Genomic DNA, 23,007 nt, shown 5'->3' with positions numbered 1-23,007 from the left:
AGCATTGTTATTCCATTTAGCTCATCTATACTGAGACAAATAAAGTGGCACAATGATGAGCCCAATATGAGTTTATATATGCGCATTTATAATTTTGTAGAACAGACGTTTTTCTATACCCTTTCTCGTAAAATTGTTGGCAATTTAGGCTTTTTATTCCTATTTCAGGTTATTAGCTTGGTTTGGCTATATTCTGAACTTGCTCACTCCGGTGCGAGTATGGGACTGTTCTGGCTTATCACTATTGTGATCTTTGCTGCATTTGCATTTACCGTCTTCTATATGCGCTTTTTAATCGTACGACCAGTACAAGCGATGAAAGAGTCATTGGAGCGTGTTAATCGCCAAGACGGTAACCTAGATGCGAAACTGCCACAATTCACTTATGACGAATTTAGAGATTTAAGCGAGCAGTACAACACCTTTACTACCCACCTTAGTGTCCTTTTGGAAAAAACATACGAAAGTGCCGCTGCGGCGACACAAAGCAACCGCGATATCACCAGCTCCATGCAAAGTACCGCAAAGTATGGACAGCAGCAGCTGAGCCAAGGTGACACGATTATTGCCGCTTCCGATCAGGTCAGCCACAGTTTACAAAGTATTGTGCACAATACCGATCAGGTTTATCAGGCCAATACCGAAAGCTTGCATTTTGTTCGCGGTTCATCACAGTCGTTAACTAAGCTTGTCGCTGAAGTAAAACAAATCACCACGCTACTAGGTAACTTTTCATCGACGGTTTCAGGCCTGAAAGAAAATAGTGAGAATATTCGCAACATTCTAAAAATGGTTGAAGAGTTTTCCGACCAAACCAACTTGCTTGCGCTCAATGCGGCAATTGAAGCAGCTCGAGCAGGTGAAGCCGGGCGTGGCTTTGCAGTGGTTGCCGATGAAGTTCGTGCGCTGTCGGTCAAGGTCAATGCTGCCACCCGCCAGATCAGCGATTTTATCAATCAAATGAACGTGCTGGTCGGTGAAACCAATCAAGAATCAGAACAATTGATTTCTCATTCAAGCTCAGCAGAGAAAGCCATCAGTGATACCTCTCAAGGCTTTATTTCGATGAGTGATGACTTTGAACGCAATCAAGCGCAATTAGAAGAAATCGTTAGTGCGGTACACCAACTTGAAGAAACGCAAAAACATACCCATCAAGCAGTGCAACAAATTGTTGAACTGGGTCAGCAATCTAAATCACAAATTGATGGCGCGTTAGCCGAATGCCAAAGTGCTCAAAAGCTCACAGAAACCACTCAAAAAGAACTTACTCGCTTTGTTTCGCGGCGCTAAGCCCGCGAAACATCAAATGTGAGCACTTCGCTGATGCTAGCTTTGTTTAGCGCCAGCATGACTAGCCTATCTATTCCTAGTGCAACACCAGCACAATCGGGGATCCCCGCGTCAAGTGCAGCCAATAACCGCTCATCGGCCGGCACTGGGTGTAATCCCATCTCAGCTCTGAGCTGGTTATCTTGCTCAAAACGCGCTCTTTGCTCTGCTGCATCCGTCAATTCGTTAAATCCGTTGGCCAGCTCCATATTGCGATAATAGAGCTCAAAACGCCCTGCAACGCGATTGTCTTTCGGGTTAAGTTTTGCCAGCGCCGCTTGGGATGCCGGAAAGTGATAAACAAAACAAGGTTGCTGCTGACCAATTTTAGGCTCTATTTCCATGCAAAATAGCAATTGCAGTAAAGTATCTGGATTATTCTCGATAGCTGCAATATCACCATAACCGTATTTATTGGCGTGCGCTTTCAATTCCGTCAGCGACACGCTTAAAGGGTCAAATCCAAGATGGGTCTCAAAGGCTTGCTGGTAAGTCATCGAATCACTAGCTGGACAGTCCAATAACATCTGCATCAACTCATCGATTTCCGCCATTAAGTCAAATTCGTCAAAGCCCGGACGATACCACTCTAACATCGTAAATTCTGGATTGTGATGACGCCCTGACTCTTCGTTACGAAAAGCCTTACATAATTGAAAAATCGCACCACTGCCTGCGGCAAGTAGTCTTTTCATCGCATACTCGGGTGACGTTTGTAAAAATAAAGGCAAACCTTGGCTGTGATTTGGGCCAACAAATCGAGTATGGAAAGTATCTAAGTGAGGGTCGGTCACTGAGGCTTGAGAAAGGCTCGGCGTGTCGACTTCCATCACATTACGAGCCGCAAAAAAGTGCCGTATCTTCGCTAAAATTGCAGCCCTTTGCCTAAGCGTGTCTATCGTTGCACTTGGCTGCCAATTGTTCACCGTCATTGTTTACTCCAAAAAAATCCCAGCAACATGCTGGGATTTATTAAACATCGTAAATTGCTTTACGCTATTATTTTACGCGGCTTACGTATTCGCCACTACGTGTATCAACTTTGATCACTTCACCAATTTGAACGAACAAAGGAACACGAACAACAGCACCTGTGCTTAGAGTTGCAGGCTTACCACCAGTACCCGCAGTGTCGCCTTTCAGTCCTGGATCTGTTTCTGTGATCTCAAGCTCAACAAAGTTAGGTGGTGTTACTGCGATTGGGTTACCATTCCACAGTGTGATAGTACAAACGTCATTTTCAACCAACCATTTTACGCTATCGCCAAGTGCTTTTTCATCAGCTGCGATCTGCTCAAATGTTTCGTTGTTCATGAAATGCCAGAACTCACCATCAGTGTATAAATACGCTAGATCAGTATCCATTACGTCTGCGCCTTCCACTGAGTCGCCAGACTTAAATGTTTTCTCTAGTACTTTACCTGAGATAAGCTTACGGATTTTAACGCGGTTAAACGCTTGTCCTTTACCAGGCTTGACCATTTCATTTTCTAAGATAGAACAAGGCTCGCCGTCCATCATAATTTTTAGGCCGCCCTTGAACTCGTTGGTGCTATAATTCGCCATCGTATCCTCTAATCTACGTATATTCGAGTAATTAACCTGCTAATGATACAAATAAATGAAGTAAATTTGCAGACTAACTGGCAAAAAGAATTAGCAAATGTTGTCACTGACCCACAAGAGCTACTCAACATCTTGGGGTTGCATGACCAATTTGATGCACGAGACTTTGCAGCTAAGCGCTTGTTTCCTATGCGAGTACCTCGCCCATTTATCGCTAAAATGCGCCAAGGAGATCGTCATGATCCCTTGCTATTACAAGTGTTACCTGTACATCAGGAATATTTAACTGAAGCGGGATTTAGTAAAGATCCACTCGAAGAACAAGACGCGCCTGTACCTGGTTTGTTACATAAGTACCGCTCTAGGGTATTACTCATGCTCAAAACTGGTTGTGCGGTCAACTGCCGCTACTGTTTTCGACGCCACTTCCCTTATCAGGATAATCAGGTCAACAAACGCACCTTAGAGCCTGTATTTGATTATTTGCGCACCCATCCTGAAATCAATGAGGTGATCTTAAGTGGCGGTGATCCGCTGATGGCCAAAGATGACATGATTGCTTGGGTGCTAGAACAATTAGAGGCTATACCACAAATCAAACGTTTGCGTATTCACAGTCGCTTACCGGTAGTGATCCCAGCGAGAATAACCGAGGAATTGTGCCTACGTTTAACAAAGAGTCATTTAAAGGTGATTTTGGTAAATCACATTAATCATGCAAATGAAATCGATGATACCTTTAAAGCCGCAATGCAAAGGCTTAAACAAGCCAATGTGACTTTGCTAAACCAAGCTGTGCTACTTAAAGGAATTAATAACGATGTTGCGGCTCAAGCTCAACTGAGTGAAGCCCTATTCGATGCAGATATACTGCCTTATTATTTGCATTTACTCGATAAGGTAGAAGGCGCTAGCCATTTTGATGTAGAAGAGCGTGAAGCCAAGGCGATAATGGCTGAGCTTTTAGAAGTGCTACCGGGATTCTTGGTCCCTAAATTGGTAAGAGAAATTGGTGGTCAGCCAAGTAAAACGCCGATTGACTTAAATTTACTAGACTAAAATAGCAAAAAATCGGTGCTAATGACCCTAGCACCGATTGCTTTGCACATATCTATCGGACATGCCGAAGACAACGTGCCATCAGACATAAGCTTACGCGTATGTATTGATGTTGTTGCCCAGCGTTGCTGTCACTGATTTAGCTGGCGTTTGTGCTGCTGCACTGCTGCCCGCAGATTCAATTAAAGCAAGCGCGGCTTGTCCATCTGCTTTCTGTTGCTTTTTTGCCAAAACGGCGCTGTATACTTCACCGCTTTGACCAGCTCCAGACATAGCAGGTAGGTTACTTCCGGAAATATTCATAAGTGATTACCTGACTTTTTGATGGATCAAATTGGTTATCGGCGTATAAATTTAAACCTTTAGGATAAATTACGAGATAAATTTCCAATTCCTTTGTACTACTTATAAAAGGGTAGATTTACACCTGACATTTGTAAATGAAACCCTTAAAATAAGCGCTTTTAGTAGGGCGATTAGGACTGACCATGCAAGCCGTTATCGAAAAACTCAATGAAAATCTCAAGATCATATACCGCCAAGCACTAGATGCGGATAAAAAACTCGATGAATTGCAGCAGCAAGGTCATGGTAAGTTTAAAGCGCTATTTACAGAAGAAGCGGGGTTTACGTTTGAAGCAAAACGCTTTAAACCTTATGTTTTAGATGTTGCAGCCGACGTTGAAGGCCTATCGACAACTGAAGAAATTGACGAGCAAAAACTCGCACTTGTTGTGAAAAAGTTACAATCCTTACTACAGCTACTGGCTACATTTAAATAGCCTACTAGTTAACCAAACACGCAGCTTAGCCGCTGCGTGTAAGCTTATCTCAAGGCTAATACCGGTTAATTAACTAACTTTTTTCATCAAGTCATCTTCAAACCAATCAGTTAAAAGACGCTTTTCATAATAAAAAGATTCGTCCATGCCTCTTTTTATTCTATCCATGAACGACATATCTTTTAAGGTCACGCTATTTTCCTCTACGATGGTTGTACCAGACTTATCTGTTAACTTGTAGCTAATTTCAAAACGGGGGAAATGGATTGGTTTAATCACCCGAATATCAGTGGTACCGTAATGAACATCACCAGCAAGGTCTATCTCATCAAAGGTAATTGCGAGCTTGTAGCCCTCGGGTAATTTAGTCGCTAATTCTTCTAGGTGTTTCTGCAGTTGCTTTTCAACCCGTTTATGAAATGAACCTCGCGTTTCATTACCAGGTCTAACATCGCGATACTCTTTAAAGTCCTTCCAAGTCACAGCGACCTCACCTGCATTGACAAACAAGGGAGTCATAAATAAAGCAAGTATTGCAATTTGTGTTTTCATCTTTGGATCTCCTTCAAACTCTACCATCACCTTACTCCTTCATTGTGCGAAGTAAAGCAAGATCACACCCTTTTACGCAGTGTGACATTTGACTACATTTACATAACCAACCTAAAGCTGTACACAAAAGTTAGTTAGCTAACTGAATGAAAAACTAAGTTCACTAATACTATTCCACCCTAGAGCAGTGCTTTCTCAAAAGCAATGTAGATTTTCGGGGCTATTAAAAACAAAGTTAAAGCACTCTTAAGGAATCACAATTGCTAGCGTTCAAGTTAGTTTATAGTTAGTAAGACCGAAATTAGGGTAAATCGTTCTCAAACGGATGTAATCAAAGCCCTCAGGATTAAGTAGAGCGCTGTATGGTGACCTGCTCGGTGCATCACCTGTAAATGCAGCAATAGACACAGACTCGTCAGATACTTGTTTCTCTTTGGTATCTTTAACCTGATTAGGTTCTGGCTTCTTTTTTACGGACGCAGCAAGCAGTTGTGTAGGTGTTGATGTATTCGTTGTTGACGTCGAATGGATATTAAAAAGAATAGTCATAAAAGCACATTTTTTACAACACATGGGCGTTTAATCAATACCCCATTTTATACCCCAAAAATGATGAAGCTTTAGCAAATTAAAGACATAAAAAAACCCTAACATCAAGATGCTAGGGTTTTTCTAAAGCGTGTTGTGCTTAGGAGATGATGTTTATCACATCATGCCGCCCATGCCACCCATTCCGCCCATGCCGCCCATATCTGGACCAGCAGCTTCTTCTTTCGGAATTTCAGCAACCATCGCTTCAGTGGTGATCATTAGACCAGCAACTGATGCTGCGAACTGAAGTGCAGAACGCGTTACTTTAGTTGGGTCTAGGATACCCATTTCGATCATGTCGCTGTATTCGCCAGTTGCAGCGTTGTAACCGTAGTTCCCTTCGCCAGCTTTAACTGCGTTAACCACAACTGATGCTTCGTCACCTGCGTTTGAAACGATTTGACGAAGTGGTGCTTCCATCGCACGAAGTGCCACTTTAATACCGTGGTTTTGGTCTTCGTTGTCACCAGTTAGCGATTCAAGCTTGCTCGCTACGCGAACTAGCGCAACACCACCACCAGGTACTACACCTTCTTCAACCGCTGCGCGAGTTGCGTGTAGTGCATCTTCTACGCGGTCTTTTTTCTCTTTCATTTCAACTTCAGTTGCTGCGCCAACTTTGATTACTGCAACACCGCCTGCAAGTTTTGCCATGCGCTCTTGTAGTTTCTCTTTGTCGTAGTCAGAAGTTGCTTCTTCGATTTGTGCTTTGATCTGAGATACGCGACCATCGATTGCTTCTTGCTCGCCAGCACCGTCGATGATAGTTGTATCATCTTTAGTGATAACCACGCGCTTAGCTGTACCTAAGTCTTCAACCGTAGCTTTCTCAAGCTCAAGGCCAATTTCTTCAGAGATAACCGTACCACCAGTTAGTGTCGCGATATCTTGTAGCATCGCTTTACGACGGTCACCAAAGCCAGGAGCTTTAACCGCAGCCACTTTCACGATACCACGCATGTTGTTTACAACCAGAGTCGCCAGCGCTTCACCTTCAAGGTCTTCAGCAATGATTAGTAGCGGCTTGCTTGTTTTAGCAACAGCTTCTAGTGTAGGAAGAAGTTCACGAATGTTAGAGATCTTCTTGTCTACAAGAAGGATATGTGGGTTATCTAGCTCAACTTGGCCTTTTTCAGCGTTGTTGATGAAGTAAGGTGATAGGTAACCACGGTCAAACTGCATACCTTCAACTACATCTAGTTCGTTCTGTAGTGATTGGCCTTCTTCTACAGTGATAACACCAGATTCGCGACCTACTTTTTCCATTGCTTCTGCAATGATGTCACCAATCTCTTTGTCAGAGTTAGCTGAAATCGTACCAACTTGTGCAATCGCTTTTGCGTCTGAACAAGGCACTGAAAGCGTTTTTAACTCTTCAACAGCAGCGATAACTGCTTTGTCGATACCACGCTTAAGGTCCATTGGGTTCATACCCGCAGCAACTGACTTAAGACCTTCGTTCACGATAGCTTGCGCAAGAACAGTTGCAGTGGTAGTACCATCACCCGCTGCGTCATTTGCTTTAGACGCAACTTCTTTAACCATTTGTGCGCCCATGTTCTCGAACTTATCTTCAAGCTCGATCTCTTTCGCAACAGATACACCGTCTTTAGTGATAGTTGGTGCACCGAATGACTTTTCTAAAACGACGTTACGGCCTTTAGGACCTAGTGTTACTTTTACTGCGTCTGCTAGTACGTTTACGCCTTTTAGCATTTTTGTACGAGCGTCACCTGCAAAACGAACTTCTTTAGCTGCCATGTTATAAATTCCTCTTAAATTCTGTTGTCGATTAAACTAAAAAGTATTAATTATTCTACGATGCCTAAGATGTTATCTTCGCGCATGATCAGGTACTCTTGACCTTCGATCTTTTCAGTTTTTTCGATGTAAGAGCCGAACAACACTGTGTCGCCAGCTTTTACTTGTAGTGCTTTAGTTTCACCATTGTCCAACACGCGGCCGTTGCCTACTGCAACTACTTCACCACGTGAAGACTTTTCAGCTGCAGAACCAGTTAACACAATGCCGCCAGCTGACTTTGTTTCTTCTTCAAGACGCTTAACAATGACGCGATCATGTAAAGGACGAATGTTCATTTATATAGTTCTCCTAACAGTTTCTGAACAATGACAGAAATAATGCTTTTTTAAGGCGGTGTTACATCCACAGGTTGTGGTTAACACACGCAATTTTAATTGCTTTCATTTATGGGGATGGGCAAATTAAAACCCAAGAGAAAAAACCAAAAAAATTTAGTCTTTTCTTTCGTATTCACCTTCAATCGTTGTTGAAGAATTTCTACCCGATTGATTTTTAAATGGATCTCTAATTTCTTCCTGCGGTTCCGCACGCTCGTCGCGTGATTGATTAGCAAACGGTGACTGACCTGAGTGCATGCCTGTTTGCACTCTTACGGTGGCATGGGCTAAAAGCGACTGCGCCAGCTTTTTTCTAACGGCTGGGGTTAACAGTAAAAAACCTAATACATCGGTCATAATCCCAGGCGTCATCAATAGCACACCGGCAATGATCACACACAAACCGGTAAATAAATCTTGTGCAGGCAATTGCCCACGAGACATCTGTTGCTGTACGTTGACATAAGCGCCAAGACCCTGCTGTTTAACCAGTCTTGCCCCTAAAATGGCGGTACCAATTACAAGCGCAATGGTAGCAAAACCGCCTATCACCTCGCTGACTTGGATCAGCAAAGCAATTTCAATAATCGGAATAGCGATAAATAAAATAAATAAGAATCTAAACATACTTTCTCCAAATCTACGAAAGATAAATATGGGTGCAAAGGTCTTAATTCAAGCGATACAAGTAAGATGCTTTAGAAAAGAGGAGCTATCCGCTAAGATGCCATTACTAACCCTAAAATGGAAATGGCAATGGGCGTAAGATATAAACTCGTCTTATCTACATGCGATTCGGTTGCAGAAGCGCGTAAGATTGCAACGCAACTTGTAACGCAAAAACTTGCAGCTTGTGTGAACCTAATCCCGGCAGTGGAATCTATTTATGTTTGGGAAGGTCAGGTTGAACATGCACAAGAGACCAAGCTGTTAATCAAGACAAAATCCGAAAAACTAGAGCAAGTGATGGCCGCTATTCGTGACTTACACAGTTATGATGTCCCAGAAATTCAAGTCGTGGACGTCACCAGCGGCAACTTAGCTTATTTCAAATGGATGGACGAGGTATTATTGTAATGCGACTCTTAGTAGTTCTTTTCTCATTGCTGATGTGGTTTCCCGCGCAAGCAAACAATGTGGTGCTAGACAGCTTACTGGCTCCTAAACAACAGACTTTTTTACCAGTAAAAGAAGCATTCAAGTTCGATTTTGACCAGCAAGGCAACACTTTGTTTGTGGGTTGGGACATCGCCGACGGCTATTACTTATATAAGAAGAATCTTCAAATTATCGCCAAACAAGCCGACATCCAAGTGCCAGAGCTTGAATCAGGCAAGATGATTGAAGATGAGTTTTTTGGTCGCACTGAAGTCTACTTTAATAACTTATCTGTTATCTCTAAGCTCAGTAATATCGAGCAAGGTGCAATCGTAAAAATACGCTATCAGGGCTGCGCCGAAGCTGGACTTTGCTATCCGCCAGAAATTGTAGAAGTGCCGTTAAGCACGATTGCGGGAGAAAAGCCAAAGACCACGTCAACCAAAGCTCCTGAAACAAAAGCACCTGAGACAAAAACAGAAGCTCAAAGCGAAAGCGCGCCTGTGGATGACGATAATTTGTCTTTCACTGAGCAGCTAATGCAGCGCAGCTTACTTGCGAATATTTTGACGTTCTTTGGCCTTGGTATTGGCCTTGCGTTTACCCCTTGTGTATTCCCGATGTTCCCAATTTTGTCGAGCCTCATCGCCGGTCAACAAGGCCTTTCGACTAAAAAAGCCTTCAGTTTGTCTTTTGTTTATGTGCAAGGTATGGCGGTCACTTACGCTGCACTTGGGTTAGTCGTTGCGTATTTCGGTGGCCAAATTCAAGGCTACTTGCAGCATCCCGCGGTACTTATCAGCTTTAGTATATTGTTCGTCGCACTCGCGCTATCTATGTTTGGGGTTTACGAAATTCGTTTGCCTAGCGGCATGATGGATAAACTCACTCAGCTCAGTAACAAGCAAAAAGGCGGCAATTACTGGGGCGTATTCATTATGGGTGTACTATCAGGACTTATTGCATCGCCCTGCACCACGGCTCCACTTTCCGGCGCGCTATTATTTGTCGCGCAAAGTGGTGATTATGTGGTGGGCGCGGTAACGCTATATGCACTTAGCTTGGGCATGGGCCTACCGCTATTACTGTTAGGTACCTCAGGTGGAAAATTACTGCCAAAAGCAGGTGGCTGGATGGATCAGGTCAAAACGCTATTTGGTTTTGTGATGCTCTTCGTACCGCTTATCCTTTTAGAGCGCATTGTAAACTTTGACATCATAGTACTAATGGCAAGTATTTTGGCTATTGCAACAGCTCTATATTTACACTTCTGGCAAAGCCAGCTTCAAGCAAGTAAAGGAAAGACGTTACTATGGACAATGGCGCTTATGTTACTGATACCGGGTTTATTTGGTGTTAAAGACGCGATTATGCCTAAACAAGAGCCAAGTTTAGAAGCCAGTCTAATACAAACTCAATTACACGTGGACGAGTTAGCCGCTGAGTTGACCGCAGTAAAACAACAGTTAGTAGAAAAGACGGCTGGGCTATCCGCAAAAGACCAACCAAAAGCTACTGAGTTACCAGCCATAAAGCAACCAAGAGTAAGTGGACTGCAAAAGTTTAGATTGATCCCTGATTTAGCTGCACTGCGAGAGGAAGTGATCAAGGCCAATGCAAAAGGCAAAGTGCCTATCGTTGATTTATACGCAGAGTGGTGTGTCGCGTGTAAAGAGTTTGAGAAATACACTTTCCCGAAACCTGAAGTACAAGCACAGTTCAAAGATTATGAGCTATTAAAGCTCGACTTGACCAAAGCCAATGACAACACCCAAGAGATCATGGAAGCATTTACGGTGTTTGGTTTACCGACTATTTTAATCTTTGATAGCCAAGGTAATGAGATGCCAGCACACCGCATCACAGGCTTCTTAGATGCAAAAGACTTTGCTGCCCATCTAGAAAAGGCCAAGCAGGACGCAAAGTAACCATTTTAGGGGCAAGCTTATTTGCCCCTCTTCCCTTCTGATTAGACCAGTATTTTGCTGCTATTTACCTCGAACTCTCTATAATACTCCACGAAATGGAGAAATATTTGCTATTTGCTGGAATTCGGCTTAAGTTAACAAGCCATACAGTCTAAATTTTTGGCTAATGCTTTAGTTATAGGAAGTTCGCGTAATATGTCTGCAAAATTAAAGATTTTATTAGTAAACGGCCCTAATTTAAATATGCTAGGTCGCCGTGAGCCGCACAAGTACGGCACGCAGACTCTCAACGAAATTGTTGACGCATTAACTGAATATGCAGAAGCACAGCAAGTCAGCTTGTCACACATTCAAAGTAATAGTGAAGCGCAGCTAATCGAGGCTATTCACGCTCAATATGAACAATGCGATGCGATTATCATTAATCCTGCCGCATTTACCCATACGAGCATTGCCCTTCGAGACGCTTTACTCAGTGTGGACATCCCTTTTTATGAAGTACACATCACCAATGTGTACGCCAGAGAGCCATTTCGTCACAAGTCTTATTTTTCTGATGTGGCGGAAGGCGTGATATGTGGATTAGGCGCGTTGGGCTATCGTGCTGCATTTGATGCAGCGTTAGCGCAATTGCGAAAACAAAATAACTCAAATTAACTAACAGGCGGGTCATTGTATGGATATTCGCAAGATCAAAAAACTTATCGAGCTAGTAGAAGAATCAGGTATTGCAGAGCTAGAAATCACTGAAGGTGAAGAGTCAGTACGTATCAATCGCCACAGCAGTGCACCAGTTTATGCGCAACCTCAACAATACATGGCAGCTCCAGCGGCACCTGCACCAGCAGCACCTACGGCGGCTCCTGCAGTAGAAGCAGCACCAGCAGAAAGCAGCGCACCAGCAGGTCACCAAGTTAAGTCTCCTATGGTTGGTACTTTCTACACAGCTTCTTCTCCAACAGCAGCGGCATACGTTGAAGTAGGTTCAAAAGTAAATGTTGGCGACACACTTTGTATCGTTGAAGCCATGAAGATGATGAACCAGATCGAATCAGACAAAGCTGGTGTAGTGAAAGCAATCCTAGTTGAAAACGGTGAGCCAGTAGAATTCGACCAACCGCTATTCATCATCGAATAATTACGCAGAAGGTCAACGTTATGTTAGATAAAGTAGTCATTGCAAACCGAGGTGAAATTGCACTTCGCGTATTGCGTGCCTGCAAGGAGCTGGGTATTAAGACGGTTGCTGTGCACTCAACAGCTGACCGCGACCTAAAACACGTTCTTCTTGCGGATGAAACCATTTGTATCGGAAAACCTGCGGCAAGCGAAAGCTATCTTGATATTCCTCGTATTATCGCGGCGGCAGAAGTCACAGACGCGGTTGCTATTCACCCAGGTTACGGTTTCCTTTCTGAAAATGCCGACTTTGCTGACCAAGTTGAGCAAAGTGGCTTTATCTTTATCGGTCCAAAGGGCGACACTATTCGCCTAATGGGTGATAAGGTATCGGCAATTGAAGCGATGAGAAAAGCAGGCGTACCTTGTGTGCCAGGTTCTGATGGTCCATTGACCGATGACAACGACCGCAATACGCAGATCGCTAAGCGTATTGGCTACCCAGTTATCATCAAAGCGGCAGGCGGCGGCGGTGGTCGTGGTATGCGTGTCGTTCGCAACGAAAAAGAACTTGCAAACTCTATCGCCTTAACACAACAAGAAGCGAAGCAGTTCTTCGGTAACGGCATGGTTTACATGGAAAAATTCCTAGAAAACCCACGCCATATCGAAGTTCAAGTACTCGCTGACGGTCAAGGCAATGCAATCCACCTAGGTGAGCGCGACTGTTCAATGCAGCGTCGTCACCAAAAAGTAGTGGAAGAAGCACCTGCACCAGGGATCACAGCAGAAATGCGTAAATACATTGGTGATCGCTGTACTCGTGCGTGTATCGAGATTGGTTATCGCGGCGCAGGTACGTTTGAATTCTTATACGAAAACGGCGAGTTCTACTTCATTGAAATGAACACCCGTATTCAGGTTGAGCACCCAGTAACAGAAATGGTCACTGGCGTAGACTTAATCAAAGAGCAACTTAAGATTGCTGCTGGTCAACCGCTTTCTATCACACAAGAAGACGTGGTGATCCGTGGTCATGCAATCGAGTGCCGTATTAACGCAGAAGATCCAGAGAGCTTTATCCCTTCACCGGGTAAAATTACACGCTTCCACCCAGCTGGTGGCCTTGGGATCCGTTGGGACAGCCATATTTACGCTGATTACACAGTACCGCCACATTACGACTCAATGATCGGTAAGTTAATCACTTATGGTGAGAACCGTGATGTTGCGATCGCTCGTGCTAAAAATGCACTGAATGAACTCGTGATTGACGGGATTAAAACCAATACCCCGCTTCACAAGAAGATCTTGTCTGACGAGAACTTCCAAAACGGTGGTACGAATATCCACTACCTAGAGAAAAAACTAGGCATGCACCAATAACCTAATTCGTTCTCCTAAAAGAGGCCGGCCAAATGCCGGCTTCTTTTATCTCTGCCCTACTTCCAACGAACGTTACTGCTCGCTCATCTTGTGTTTACAGCAAAAATCCAACCCGAATTCTAAGAGACTCTATTTTTTACACTGCAAAACTAGACCAGTAGTTACCTCGCCATTTTAATGATCCGCACAGCTCAACACCCTAACCACTACAACATTGGCTTATTATTGAGCAATCAATCCATTCACCCCGACTTTTTCACGTTTTAATAGTGACAAGCCTGTTAAAAATTTTTATACTGCCTGCGCTTTCAGTGATTTACCTTTAAATCACTACAGCAAATAGTCCTATAGCTCAGTTGGGTAAACTTTCAAAGAAAGTTTACGTCGAGGAAGCGAAGGGATATTAGCGCAGCGACCCTGAGTGTTAAATCCGAGACCGGAACCAAGCTTCATGGACGAATATAACGCGCAAAAACACAAAATGGCCCTATAGCTCAGTTGGGCGAATCAAGACCGAAGCACCGCTTCGCAGCTTGATGAGATGGAGGCAGGACGCCGACAGGATATTGCTTCATGGATGAATTTAATGAGCACTTACAACACAAAATGGCCCTATAGCTCAGTTGGTTAGAGCGCACGACTCATAATCGTTAGGTCCCTGGTTCGAGTCCAGGTGGGGCCACCATTTTTGTTACCTTACGTCTTTTGTACTCTTTTTTAACGTACTACTGAAATCAATATTCAAAAGTCTATTTGATTGCAAACTATGAAGATATTGGCCTCATAACTCCTTAGCCCTAAATTTTAAAGTTGCACAGCTTCAACCCAAAAAGACGGTACAAACGCAACTGTCAATCCACATAATAAAATACTGAAACCTAGTAACTAGAGCGTCAGATGACTCGAACCTCGACCCACTTGAACTCCATTCACCTAGTGCTGGCAAAACTCTAAGTATTTATATCCACATCACGTACCACTCCAGATAGCGGTTGCAGTAATTAGATAGTTGCCAAAACCAGAAAAATCAAAAAGTTGCATGAAGTTACATTTACCTTATATTGAGACTGAATAAAAAACAAACACAACTGTAAAGGAAAGACTATGGTTACATTCAACACTCGACTGCTTGCTATGGCATTGGCTTGTGGTTCCACTTCTGTTTTGGCTACACAGGTATTTTATGATCAGGATGGTGCGGGAGATCATTCGCAGTATCAGGGCGCACCTGTTGATTTTATCTCAGCTCGTGCAGGCACAACTGAGTACTTTAATGCGCTCACGGGCGGCTTAGCGGCGGATGAGTGCCATCAATTTGAAATGGTTAATACACAAACCGGCGATTTGATTGCTCCTCTCACATTCAACGCGCCCTTTATTTCTGGCCCACTGCCTGCGGAGCATAAACTGACAGAAAAGTCGGTTAAACTCAGCTGCACGTTACCCTCAGGTGAAGAGGCGATTGTTTATCACAAGATACCCAAGGCTCCCGCCGTTGTATGGCACAGTGAAATCACAGTGGCTGATTGGCAAACGCCGAGCAATGGCCCAGGGTATTTTGCGGATGTTCAATATACCGGCTTGATTAATATTAATAACAACTCGCACCAAGGCCAGTGCCGTAAAACCAACTACGTCAGTGGTAACCCAGAATTTTTCAATGAAAGACATCAAGGTGGATTTTATAGTGATGTCTTGAATGTTGTCGGTGAGGCTAAATACAGTGGTTTTTATAAAGTGCTGGTGACGGAATTAATTTGTAAAAACTCGGGTGGTACGACTCGCCTTGTCGAAACTTGGCATATAAACCAAAACTCACAATCCCGTGAGCTTTCTTCCGAGCTATTTTAAACACAAGAATAGTGCAGCCTAGCTGCACTTACTTTACTGAAGTTTAGCTCACACAAATTCCGTATTTGGGCAGAATATCATCAATGACACAGAGGCGATGCTTTTTAGCTGCATCGTGAAAATACTTCCAGTTAGAAGTTAAGAATTCACTGCGAAATGAATAGCTATCGTCGTCACCTTTAGCACGGGTTGTTCCTAGCGCTTGGTGCTTCCACGACCCCTCACCTTTGGCAATGTAAGTTAGGGTATAACTTCCAAGCCCAAATAGGTTAGCTTCGATGGCATCAAGCCACAGTTGATGACGTTCTTCACCATCATCCATATCAAATTCAGCAAAGCACTGCGCTATTTCTTGCTTTAATGACTCACTCAAGCCACTTGTAGCCTCGCCTCGATAGTCTTGATAGACCTTGCAAAGCTCATCGGCTGCGATTAGAAAATCGCTTGGATTATCTCGCACTACTTTTTCGCCCAATCCGTTGAAGTAACTCCACTGCTGATGAGGCTGATCAGGGTGAGAAAGCGCCTGCCCATGTCCTAAACTTGGAATATCATCTTGAAAAACATCAGAAAAGTATTCGCTTATTCGCTCGCGCCAAGTCTCTTCTGCTTCACCATTCAAGTCCATTATTTCAGTCACTTCATTGACTTTATGCTGTATGCCAGCAAATCCCTGGTGGCCCCAAGTATCAATAAAGACATGAGAGGTGATACCAAGGCGGTGCAGTCCATAAGGCCTATGCTTATCTGCAATACACTCAGCGACCATATCTTTTGCTACATGGGAATGTGGCTTACACACTAGCTTTTGAATAAAGGTGCCCGACGGATTTTGCCCAGCAGGTAAACCGCCATTACCCGGTAAGAAATGAAAAGGTACCCACACTTTCATGTTCTTTAAGCTGTCTAGGTTTTTATAATCGAGCATTTTATGAGCGGTTGCGATGCGCTCATAAGCTGCACCGTTATCAAACTTAATGTGACCATAGTTTGTTGCATCATCTACGTATTGTGCCGAGTGAGCAATAATTTCAGCCTCTTGGTCGGTGAATCCCGCCGCGCGTGCGACCACCCATGTCATGCCATGATGTAAATCAATTTGCATTTTTCGTTATCCTTCTCTTTTCCTTTACCGTCACAGTGTAGTCCGTGATACTGAAAATGTAACTATTCCTTACTGTGATTTAGTTGCATTAGGCGTTTGCGGCTCTTGGCTTTGCGGATCCGTAGCATTTGGGTTAATCGAGGCTGGCAAAGCCGGTGCGCTCCCCTCTGTATTTAAAATAAGCGGTAGGCCATCTTTACCACTGCCTATTACCACCACTTTTGCGTTATTAGATTTCGCCAATTCTATGGTTGCTTCTATGCCGCGCCATCTTAGATAAGTTTCAGAGATCCCACCACTCACCGTTTCTTGAAAGTCGGCTATCCCCTGCGCTTCGGTTTTTTTCCGTTCTGCTTCTTTTTTGGCTACTTCTAAACGCATTTCATACTCTTGATTTAAGTACATCTGATTCACTTTAGAAATAATTGCGTTATGTACTTTATCTGGCACATCCACCTGCCGAATAAGCATATCGTCAAGGTTCACTAAATTATGCCCTTGCATCGTACTGTTCTCTTGCTCAAGAATTGTTTTTTCTTGCAGCTGTAGCTCCTTTAACACCGTGTTCAATAGCCGAGCCTGAACTTCTAGACGCTGATGACCATAGACTTGCTCCGCAGTATAGTCAGAAACAATCATGCGCACTGCAGAGGCAACCTCAGGGATCACCATTTCGTCTAAATAATCCGCTCCAACTAATTTATGCAGGTAAGGAATATGCTCCACTACAGGACGGTAACGCACGGTAATATCTAGCTGGATCCGCAGGCCCTCAGAGGTGATCGCATGTACCTGAGTAGTCGCGGTTTGGAAGCGGCTCGAATAAATCGTCAACGTATCCCAAGGATAAACTAGCACCGTGCCCTCATAAAATGGGTGTTCTACGAACGTACCACCGCCAAGGCGCTTCCAGAGTACTCCAACTTGACCTGAGTCGACCTTGATAAAAATGATTTTGACCAATGCAACGGCAATAAACAGTAGAATAAGTAACGTCACACCAGCACGAAAGCGCCAAGATAAAATACGCTTATGCCACTTGGGCTTGTAACGCTTTAACACCCGCATGAGCAAATTAGATAGGATCAGTGCCAGTATTAAGCCGCCGGCGACGAGTAAGGCAAAATCCCCTGAAATATTAATGTTCATGATGGTACTCCATTACTTTCACTGTCGTGGTGTGCTAACAACTGACCTTCCTCCATTTTTAAGTGCACATCGGCCAAATGGAAGTAGGCGTCGTCATGGGTGATGGCAATAATGGTGTTACCGCGCGCTTTTAAACGAGGTAGCACTTGTTCATAGAATTTTCGCCTAAAGATAGGATCTTGATCCGCCGCCCACTCATCAAAGATGTAAATGGGACGATTTTCTAAAATGGTACTCAAAAGCGCTAAGCGCTTGCGCTGACCTGATGATAAGTCTATGGTGCTAAACGCCCCATTTTGAATACCCACTTTGGCGCGCATCTCTAAAAAGTCCAACCATTCGTCGATTTCTTCAGTACTCAAATCACGAATACCATAGAGCTGCTGGAACAAATGAAAATCCGCAAAAACGGCTGTGAATAGGCTTCGATAAGCAAGGCGATTATCTTCCGTAACCGCTTTGCCATTCAAAAGAATTTGTCCGCTCTGTAATTCATAAAGGCCAGTCAACATCCGGATAAACGTTGTTTTACCGCTACCATTACCACCGGTAATAAAAGTGGTTTTTCCTTGCTCAAAGGTGATATCCACCGGCCCCACAGCAAACGGACGATCGCTGGATTTTTTCTGGTGTTGATAAAACGCCCCCGCTAATGTGATGGCATTAAATGAGGTTAGGCTTTCACTCGGTTTAGGCCGTTTAACCTCTTGCTCATCTTGGACATTTTTTAAATCGCGCTCCAATGCTAAGACGTTTTGCGCCGCCTCTGTTGCGGTGGTGAAAACGGGGATCCCACCAACAATACTGGTAATAGGGCCGATTAAAAATAGCGATGCGGTGGTAACTTTAATGACCACATCGGTATACACGTCAGAGAGCATAGGGACGATAAACACCATCGCGCCTGTCGCTGCGAAAAAGGTGATTTGCGACAGAATAAAGTCGGTCGCAAACAAGGTTTGGGTTTTGGTTTTTGCACGCCTTGCACGATTCGAATCACGGCGGTACTCATGTTCTAAATCTTCCGCTCTTGGCTCACTGAGCTTTACTTCTTTAAAGCCATCGAGCAAATCAGATAAGCGTTGAATAAGCTGATTTTCGCTTTCAAAAGAAATGCGCATGTTGCGCTGGATTTCATTGGCGCGTAAACGGTGAATACTCGCGCCGACCAAAATCAGTGTCGATATAACCATAAACGCCACAAAAGAGTGCCAGGCAATATAAAGAGATGTAAAAAACACCAAACTGATGGATTGACCAATGATCACAAACAGCTGCGCCGACTGAGATATGGTCTGTAACTCTTTGCTGATGGTATTAAAGATCCGCTCTTTGCCAATTTTCTCTAGCGTTGACAGCTCGGTATGACGAATGCTTTCAAACAGATCGACTCTCAATTTGTCTATGGCACGCTCCACCATTTGCGCGGCTTTAGTCATCAATCTTTGCTGAGTGAAACCATATATTGCAATCGTCAGTGTAAATAGCACCAAGTAGTAAAGAATATGATTTTCTTTATTAATATCAGAGATATTGGCTGCTACGTTGTTGATAAGCGCAAGCACCAACGCGTTGGCCAAACCAGAAATGCACCCCAGTGCAACAAAGGTCCTTTTCTTTATCTGAATATGTCGGCGAATTAATTCGTACAATACCATTGTTATTATCTTTTATTGTTATTGGGCTACCGCCCGCGCATGCTACTTAGCATAGTCCCTAAAAATCAAAACTGCCTGTTGGATTTAAATAAATATTGCATTAAAACATTAAGTTATATTTATAAATCGCCCAGTTTTACCGGCAATGTAAGATCTCATTCCTCGTCATTCACCTCTGTGGGCTTGCGCTTTTGCCCAACTAGTAAAATGATCAAGCCAACAATAGGCGTAAACATCAACGAAATTAAAAAGAAGCCCACAGGTCCGGCAAAGGTGTTTCGTCCCCAATAACCAGTTAAAATGCATAACACTAAATATAAAGCGATAAGCATAATTTTCTCCAAGTTGTTGATAAATTTGGTGCGAAGAATAAACCAGCAGTTGCCTGCCGGTTTATGTCAGCCAGTATCGGTTATACTGTGGCTTTTTCCGCTGTAGCTGTTGCGTCCGCATTCCCTTTATTTGCACGATACTTAGCTGCGATGTCTGCGATATCCCCTTTCATACTTGCTAGATTCAGGTCTATCAGCGTGCCGCCATTTTCAAAGTGTCGAACAAAAGTTGCGCCTACTGCGTGTGTTGATGCCGCAGACACAACTGGCATAAATGCGATTGCGCTTAACGTGCCAAGTACAGGAACCGCCTTCAAAAAGCTGCTTAGTCCCGCGCCCCCTAAGGTTTGTGGAAAAGAGCCGCCGATCAATGCGCTTACTGTGCCACGCAGCTTGTTGTCACCATATGATTGACCATAGACTTTTGCGACTTCGCCTATCATCTTCATTTGGATCCCTGTCAACGCCACTAAATCAACCGCAGGAACGGGAATAAACCCAGAGCCAAACGACCATTTTGTGTATTTGTCGACAATCAGCTGAGCAACGGCTGCTCTGTCTTCATCAGCAACAAGTTGTGATTCCTGTTGTTCTGGAGCATCGCTCGCCTTGTCATCCTTCGCTGTTTTTGTCACTGCCATAATTCATCCTCTATGATTTATTTAAACAGTTGTCGAACTCATCAAGCACCATATTGGCACTTGCCCTAGTACCCAAAATCAAACAAGCTGCACTTATTCAACTCTGAGCTTTACCGCCTTCATCCATGATGAAGAAGTAAACCTAAGAACAACCAAGGATTTGCACAGTGTCACAAATACAACTGAGCGAAACGTTGCCACCTACTGCAGGCGTTCTATTAATTTGTTTAACCGAGCGCGAAAGCTCGATATTTTTCCCTACCGCGTTATGCCTGATTCAAATCTTGCTGGCATTGCTCGGTACGGTGTTTATCACTATAGAAGATAATGTTGCGGATCTCCTTGGCGATACAATCTGACTCAATCCCCTCTTTCACATAGTTGCTAAACACCATGATGCTTTGATCTCGTTCCAGTAGACGGGTAAAACTGGTCACCCATGAATAGGGGTAACTACCTGAGTACTGTAAAAATTTTTCATACATTCTGAGATTTGCATCGGCCGGGTTTTCGGGGCAATTTGCCACTTTGCCGTACTGGTTTGGGTCAACATAAGTGACAAACCAGCCATAGCCATAGTATTCACATTCTGTGCTACTGCCGGTATTGGAATATGGTGCAAAGGCTGCGAGCTTTTGTGCATCATTTAAAATCTGAGTGCCATACAAGCCCTGATCCCATTTGTGCATATCTTCTACGGTCGAATACAAATCTCCGGCTGAGTAAAGCACCAGCGGGTTACTGTAAGGGTTGACCAAAATGTCTTCATAGGGTGCAGGCCCGCCAGTTGCTGGTGGACGACCATTAGCAAGGGATAAATACTGGTTTTGGTTGTAGATGTAACCTGTGGTCATATTTGAATAGACACCAATCGCACTGTAAGAGCCGCTGTCCGTCATGCTAAGCGGATTTAGAATTTGCTCTTGAACGATATTGGCAAACCAATACTCACGACCGATATTGCCTTGTTTGCCAGCCGCTAACTGCTCGATGATATTACCGATAAGATAGTAGTTACAGTTGCTGTATTCATACTTACTGCCGGGCGTAAATGACGGTGTGCCACTTTGCCCCGCTTCGGCACCACAGGTGCAAAAGCGATTACTAAAATCTTCCGGACCGTTAAGGTCTAGACTCGAATTATATAAATAAGGCCGCCAACCGTAATTATCGTATACGGCTTCGTTGTCGCTGTAGTTATTGATCCCAGACGACATGGTAAGCAAATGATGTAGCGAAACATCCGCACATTGGTTATCTGGGTACCAAGGCAAGTGATCGCCAATGGTTTCCTGCCGCAAGTCCTTACCATCTAACATCTTCATTAAAATAGCGGCCGAAAACGCTTTGGTATTGGAGCCAATGCGATACTTGGACTTAACGCTGTTATCAACATCATATTGCATGTTCTGTGGTCCGCAGTTGGACTGGTACACCACTTTATCAACCGAGGTGATATAAACCGTGCCAAAGAATAGGTTGGCATCGCAATATTCTTTCACCACCGCCTCTATCATTTCTAATTGATTAGGCATAATGGTGTGATTATCTGCGACGCTCTTTTTCTGCAAACAAGAAGCCAGTGCTAAGGTGATGCAAAATAGCATCATCATTCTTAGCCGTAGTTGTATTAGCCATTTCATTTTTTCATTCCTTACATTGCCAACCACGTAACCACTAACAAATGTTGTTGCCCGACTTTCATCGGAATGAGTACCAACTAGTTATGCTGACGCGATATTTGCCATGCCAACTAGTACTTTACGAGTGCCTGTATAGGCCTCTCTGCCATGAGTAAACAGCATATTATCCAGCAGCAAAATATCGTTTCTTTGCCACGGGTAAGCGAAAGTGAGGTCTTGATAAACCTGATTGATAAGCTTGATGTCTTGGTCACTTATTTCGCTACCATCACCAAAAAAGGCGTTACGAGGTAAAAATTCGCTGCCGATACTGTCACGCATTTGTGCACTGAGTTGATTATCTAGACTCGAGCAGTGGAACAAGTGAGCTTGATTAAACCAAACCTTTTCACCACTTTTTGGATGACGCATGACCGCCGGACGCCATTGCTTGGTTTGTAGCCTTTTATCATCAAGCCAAGTAAATTCGATTTCATTTTTTCGGCAGTATTGCTCAACCTCGGCTTTACTCTCGGTCTGAAAAACCTCTTGCCAAGGTAGGTCGATATCACCGTAGTTACGCACGTACTGCACACCTAAACGCTCAAACTTGTCTCTTAATTCACCGGGAATACGACGATATACTTCACGACTGTCGGCAAGTGGTGTGCACCCACCCGTGGTTGCTGGGATCACACAAAAAAAGCCCATTCGCATCGGCCAAACATTGGAGTAAGCATTTTCGTTATGCTGCAGGATCACTTGATCGGCATGATATTCCGTGGTGGTGTAAATATTGTTGTTCAGTGCCGTTCGTGGCGAAGAGCGATAAACATACTGGCTTAAACGCTCACCAAACAAGGTCTCAAGTATGGCGCTAAACTGATTCGTGCTCACAATATTTAAGCCACGAAGCAATGCAAAACCATCTCGCTCAACCCAGTTATTCACCTCTTGAACGTGGTTTTTCACCCATGCCATGCCGCTTTGTTTAACCTCAGATAAGTCATGTATCCGAGAGTCTGCTGCAATCGTTGTCGGATCCAATTCCAAAGAAAGTGCGTGATCCATTGTTTTCCCATCCTTAAAAGTAAG

General features: G+C 43.9%; 24 protein-coding genes and 1 tRNA gene. 10 read left to right on the top strand and 15 right to left on the bottom strand.

Going from position 1 to position 23,007, the window contains the following annotated elements; translation table 11 throughout:
- The first annotated feature begins 78 nt into the window (after positions 1-78).
- On the top strand, positions 79-1,293 hold the full coding sequence (locus GSF04_RS07335; RefSeq protein ID WP_249122450.1) for a methyl-accepting chemotaxis protein: 1,215 nt from the start codon (positions 79-81) through the stop codon (positions 1,291-1,293).
- On the opposite strand, the gene epmA is transcribed toward GSF04_RS07335, so the two are convergent.
- Both epmA and efp read right to left on the bottom strand, forming a co-directional pair.
- The gene (epmA, locus tag GSF04_RS07330; protein ID WP_211859145.1) at positions 1,290-2,264 is read right to left on the bottom strand and encodes an elongation factor P--(R)-beta-lysine ligase; all 975 of its coding nucleotides are present in this window, start codon (positions 2,262-2,264) and stop codon (positions 1,290-1,292) included. The two genes, GSF04_RS07335 and epmA, sit on opposite strands and share 4 nt — an antisense overlap.
- Positions 2,265-2,331: 67 nt before the next feature.
- A complete protein-coding gene (gene efp / locus GSF04_RS07325; RefSeq protein WP_017217199.1) occupies positions 2,332-2,898 on the bottom strand; it encodes an elongation factor P in 567 nt (188 codons plus the stop codon).
- 42 nt (positions 2,899-2,940) lie between these two features.
- On the opposite strand from efp, the gene epmB reads away from it, so the two are divergent.
- Positions 2,941-3,957 carry an EF-P beta-lysylation protein EpmB gene (epmB, locus tag GSF04_RS07320; RefSeq protein WP_211859144.1) on the top strand — a complete coding sequence of 339 codons (1,017 nt, stop codon included), beginning with the start codon at positions 2,941-2,943 and terminating at the stop codon, positions 3,955-3,957.
- 93 nt (positions 3,958-4,050) lie between these two features.
- Here the strand turns inward: epmB and GSF04_RS07315 are convergent, their stop codons facing one another.
- On the bottom strand, positions 4,051-4,260 hold the full coding sequence (locus tag GSF04_RS07315) for a hypothetical protein (RefSeq protein ID WP_010368721.1): 210 nt from the start codon (positions 4,258-4,260) through the stop codon (positions 4,051-4,053).
- A 185-nt stretch (positions 4,261-4,445) separates the two neighbouring features.
- Here GSF04_RS07315 and GSF04_RS07310 point away from each other — a divergent pair, with 185 nt between their 5' ends.
- Positions 4,446-4,739 carry a hypothetical protein gene (locus GSF04_RS07310; RefSeq protein WP_010605837.1) on the top strand — a complete coding sequence of 98 codons (294 nt, stop codon included), beginning with the start codon at positions 4,446-4,448 and terminating at the stop codon, positions 4,737-4,739.
- 69 nt (positions 4,740-4,808) lie between these two features.
- On the opposite strand, the gene GSF04_RS07305 is transcribed toward GSF04_RS07310, so the two are convergent.
- The 5 genes from GSF04_RS07305 to GSF04_RS07285 all read right to left on the bottom strand — a co-directional run bounded on the left by GSF04_RS07305 (position 4,809) and on the right by GSF04_RS07285 (position 8,650).
- Entirely contained in the window at positions 4,809-5,318 is a 510-nt protein-coding gene (locus GSF04_RS07305; protein ID WP_211859143.1) for a DUF3016 domain-containing protein, read from the bottom strand.
- Between the two features lie 243 nt (positions 5,319-5,561).
- A complete protein-coding gene (locus tag GSF04_RS07300) occupies positions 5,562-5,840 on the bottom strand; it encodes a hypothetical protein (RefSeq protein ID WP_249122449.1) in 279 nt (92 codons plus the stop codon).
- 156 nt (positions 5,841-5,996) lie between these two features.
- Entirely contained in the window at positions 5,997-7,643 is a 1,647-nt protein-coding gene (gene groL, locus GSF04_RS07295; RefSeq protein ID WP_017217202.1) for a chaperonin GroEL, read from the bottom strand.
- A gap of 50 nt (positions 7,644-7,693) precedes the next feature.
- Positions 7,694-7,981 (bottom strand): co-chaperone GroES, encoded by a 288-nt coding sequence (locus GSF04_RS07290; RefSeq protein ID WP_010368755.1) that lies wholly within the window; start codon positions 7,979-7,981, stop codon positions 7,694-7,696.
- A gap of 156 nt (positions 7,982-8,137) precedes the next feature.
- The gene (locus tag GSF04_RS07285; protein ID WP_211859142.1) at positions 8,138-8,650 is read right to left on the bottom strand and encodes an FxsA family protein; all 513 of its coding nucleotides are present in this window, start codon (positions 8,648-8,650) and stop codon (positions 8,138-8,140) included.
- 129 nt (positions 8,651-8,779) lie between these two features.
- Between GSF04_RS07285 and cutA the strand changes: the two genes are divergently transcribed.
- The 7 genes from cutA to GSF04_RS07245 all read left to right on the top strand — a co-directional run bounded on the left by cutA (position 8,780) and on the right by GSF04_RS07245 (position 15,405).
- Positions 8,780-9,100, top strand: coding sequence for a divalent-cation tolerance protein CutA (gene cutA, locus GSF04_RS07280; RefSeq protein WP_039494127.1), 321 nt, complete (start codon positions 8,780-8,782; stop codon positions 9,098-9,100).
- Positions 9,100-11,049, top strand: coding sequence for a protein-disulfide reductase DsbD (locus GSF04_RS07275; RefSeq protein WP_249122448.1), 1,950 nt, complete (start codon positions 9,100-9,102; stop codon positions 11,047-11,049). The genes cutA and GSF04_RS07275 overlap by 1 nt, the downstream gene beginning before the upstream one ends.
- Positions 11,050-11,244: 195 nt before the next feature.
- Positions 11,245-11,706, top strand: a complete 462-nt coding sequence (gene aroQ, locus GSF04_RS07265; protein ID WP_010368763.1) for a type II 3-dehydroquinate dehydratase — start codon at positions 11,245-11,247, stop codon at positions 11,704-11,706.
- A 19-nt stretch (positions 11,707-11,725) separates the two neighbouring features.
- Positions 11,726-12,187: an acetyl-CoA carboxylase biotin carboxyl carrier protein gene (gene accB, locus GSF04_RS07260; RefSeq protein WP_130126957.1), complete on the top strand. Its 462-nt coding sequence runs from the start codon at positions 11,726-11,728 to the stop codon at positions 12,185-12,187.
- A 20-nt stretch (positions 12,188-12,207) separates the two neighbouring features.
- On the top strand, positions 12,208-13,554 hold the full coding sequence (gene accC / locus GSF04_RS07255) for an acetyl-CoA carboxylase biotin carboxylase subunit (protein ID WP_045987969.1): 1,347 nt from the start codon (positions 12,208-12,210) through the stop codon (positions 13,552-13,554).
- 608 nt (positions 13,555-14,162) lie between these two features.
- Positions 14,163-14,239: transfer RNA gene (locus tag GSF04_RS07250), tRNA-Ile, on the top strand.
- A gap of 419 nt (positions 14,240-14,658) precedes the next feature.
- Positions 14,659-15,405 (top strand): hypothetical protein, encoded by a 747-nt coding sequence (locus tag GSF04_RS07245; protein ID WP_211859141.1) that lies wholly within the window; start codon positions 14,659-14,661, stop codon positions 15,403-15,405.
- Positions 15,406-15,448: 43 nt separating this feature from the next.
- Here the strand turns inward: GSF04_RS07245 and GSF04_RS07240 are convergent, their stop codons facing one another.
- The 7 genes from GSF04_RS07240 to GSF04_RS07210 all read right to left on the bottom strand — a co-directional run bounded on the left by GSF04_RS07240 (position 15,449) and on the right by GSF04_RS07210 (position 22,983).
- Positions 15,449-16,510, bottom strand: a complete 1,062-nt coding sequence (locus GSF04_RS07240) for a DUF6765 family protein (protein WP_211859140.1) — start codon at positions 16,508-16,510, stop codon at positions 15,449-15,451.
- 69 nt (positions 16,511-16,579) lie between these two features.
- A complete protein-coding gene (locus GSF04_RS07235) occupies positions 16,580-17,659 on the bottom strand; it encodes a prohibitin family protein (protein WP_211859139.1) in 1,080 nt (359 codons plus the stop codon).
- On the bottom strand, positions 17,656-19,317 hold the full coding sequence (locus tag GSF04_RS07230) for a cyclic peptide export ABC transporter (protein ID WP_211859138.1): 1,662 nt from the start codon (positions 19,315-19,317) through the stop codon (positions 17,656-17,658). Before GSF04_RS07230 ends, GSF04_RS07235 begins: the two co-directional genes overlap by 4 nt.
- Positions 19,318-19,472: 155 nt before the next feature.
- Positions 19,473-19,649: a hypothetical protein gene (locus GSF04_RS07225; protein ID WP_017217212.1), complete on the bottom strand. Its 177-nt coding sequence runs from the start codon at positions 19,647-19,649 to the stop codon at positions 19,473-19,475.
- Between the two features lie 80 nt (positions 19,650-19,729).
- Positions 19,730-20,290 (bottom strand): DUF697 domain-containing protein, encoded by a 561-nt coding sequence (locus tag GSF04_RS07220; RefSeq protein ID WP_010607109.1) that lies wholly within the window; start codon positions 20,288-20,290, stop codon positions 19,730-19,732.
- A gap of 266 nt (positions 20,291-20,556) precedes the next feature.
- Positions 20,557-21,933, bottom strand: a complete 1,377-nt coding sequence (locus tag GSF04_RS07215) for a serine hydrolase domain-containing protein (RefSeq protein ID WP_211859137.1) — start codon at positions 21,931-21,933, stop codon at positions 20,557-20,559.
- Between the two features lie 81 nt (positions 21,934-22,014).
- Entirely contained in the window at positions 22,015-22,983 is a 969-nt protein-coding gene (locus tag GSF04_RS07210) for a TauD/TfdA family dioxygenase (RefSeq protein ID WP_211859136.1), read from the bottom strand.
- Between the last annotated feature and the right edge of the window lie 24 nt (positions 22,984-23,007).

It is taken from the genome of Pseudoalteromonas sp. A22, assembly GCF_018141345.1.
Taxonomy (GTDB): domain Bacteria; phylum Pseudomonadota; class Gammaproteobacteria; order Enterobacterales; family Alteromonadaceae; genus Pseudoalteromonas; species Pseudoalteromonas maricaloris.
This window is presented reverse-complemented; position numbering and strand designations above follow the sequence as displayed.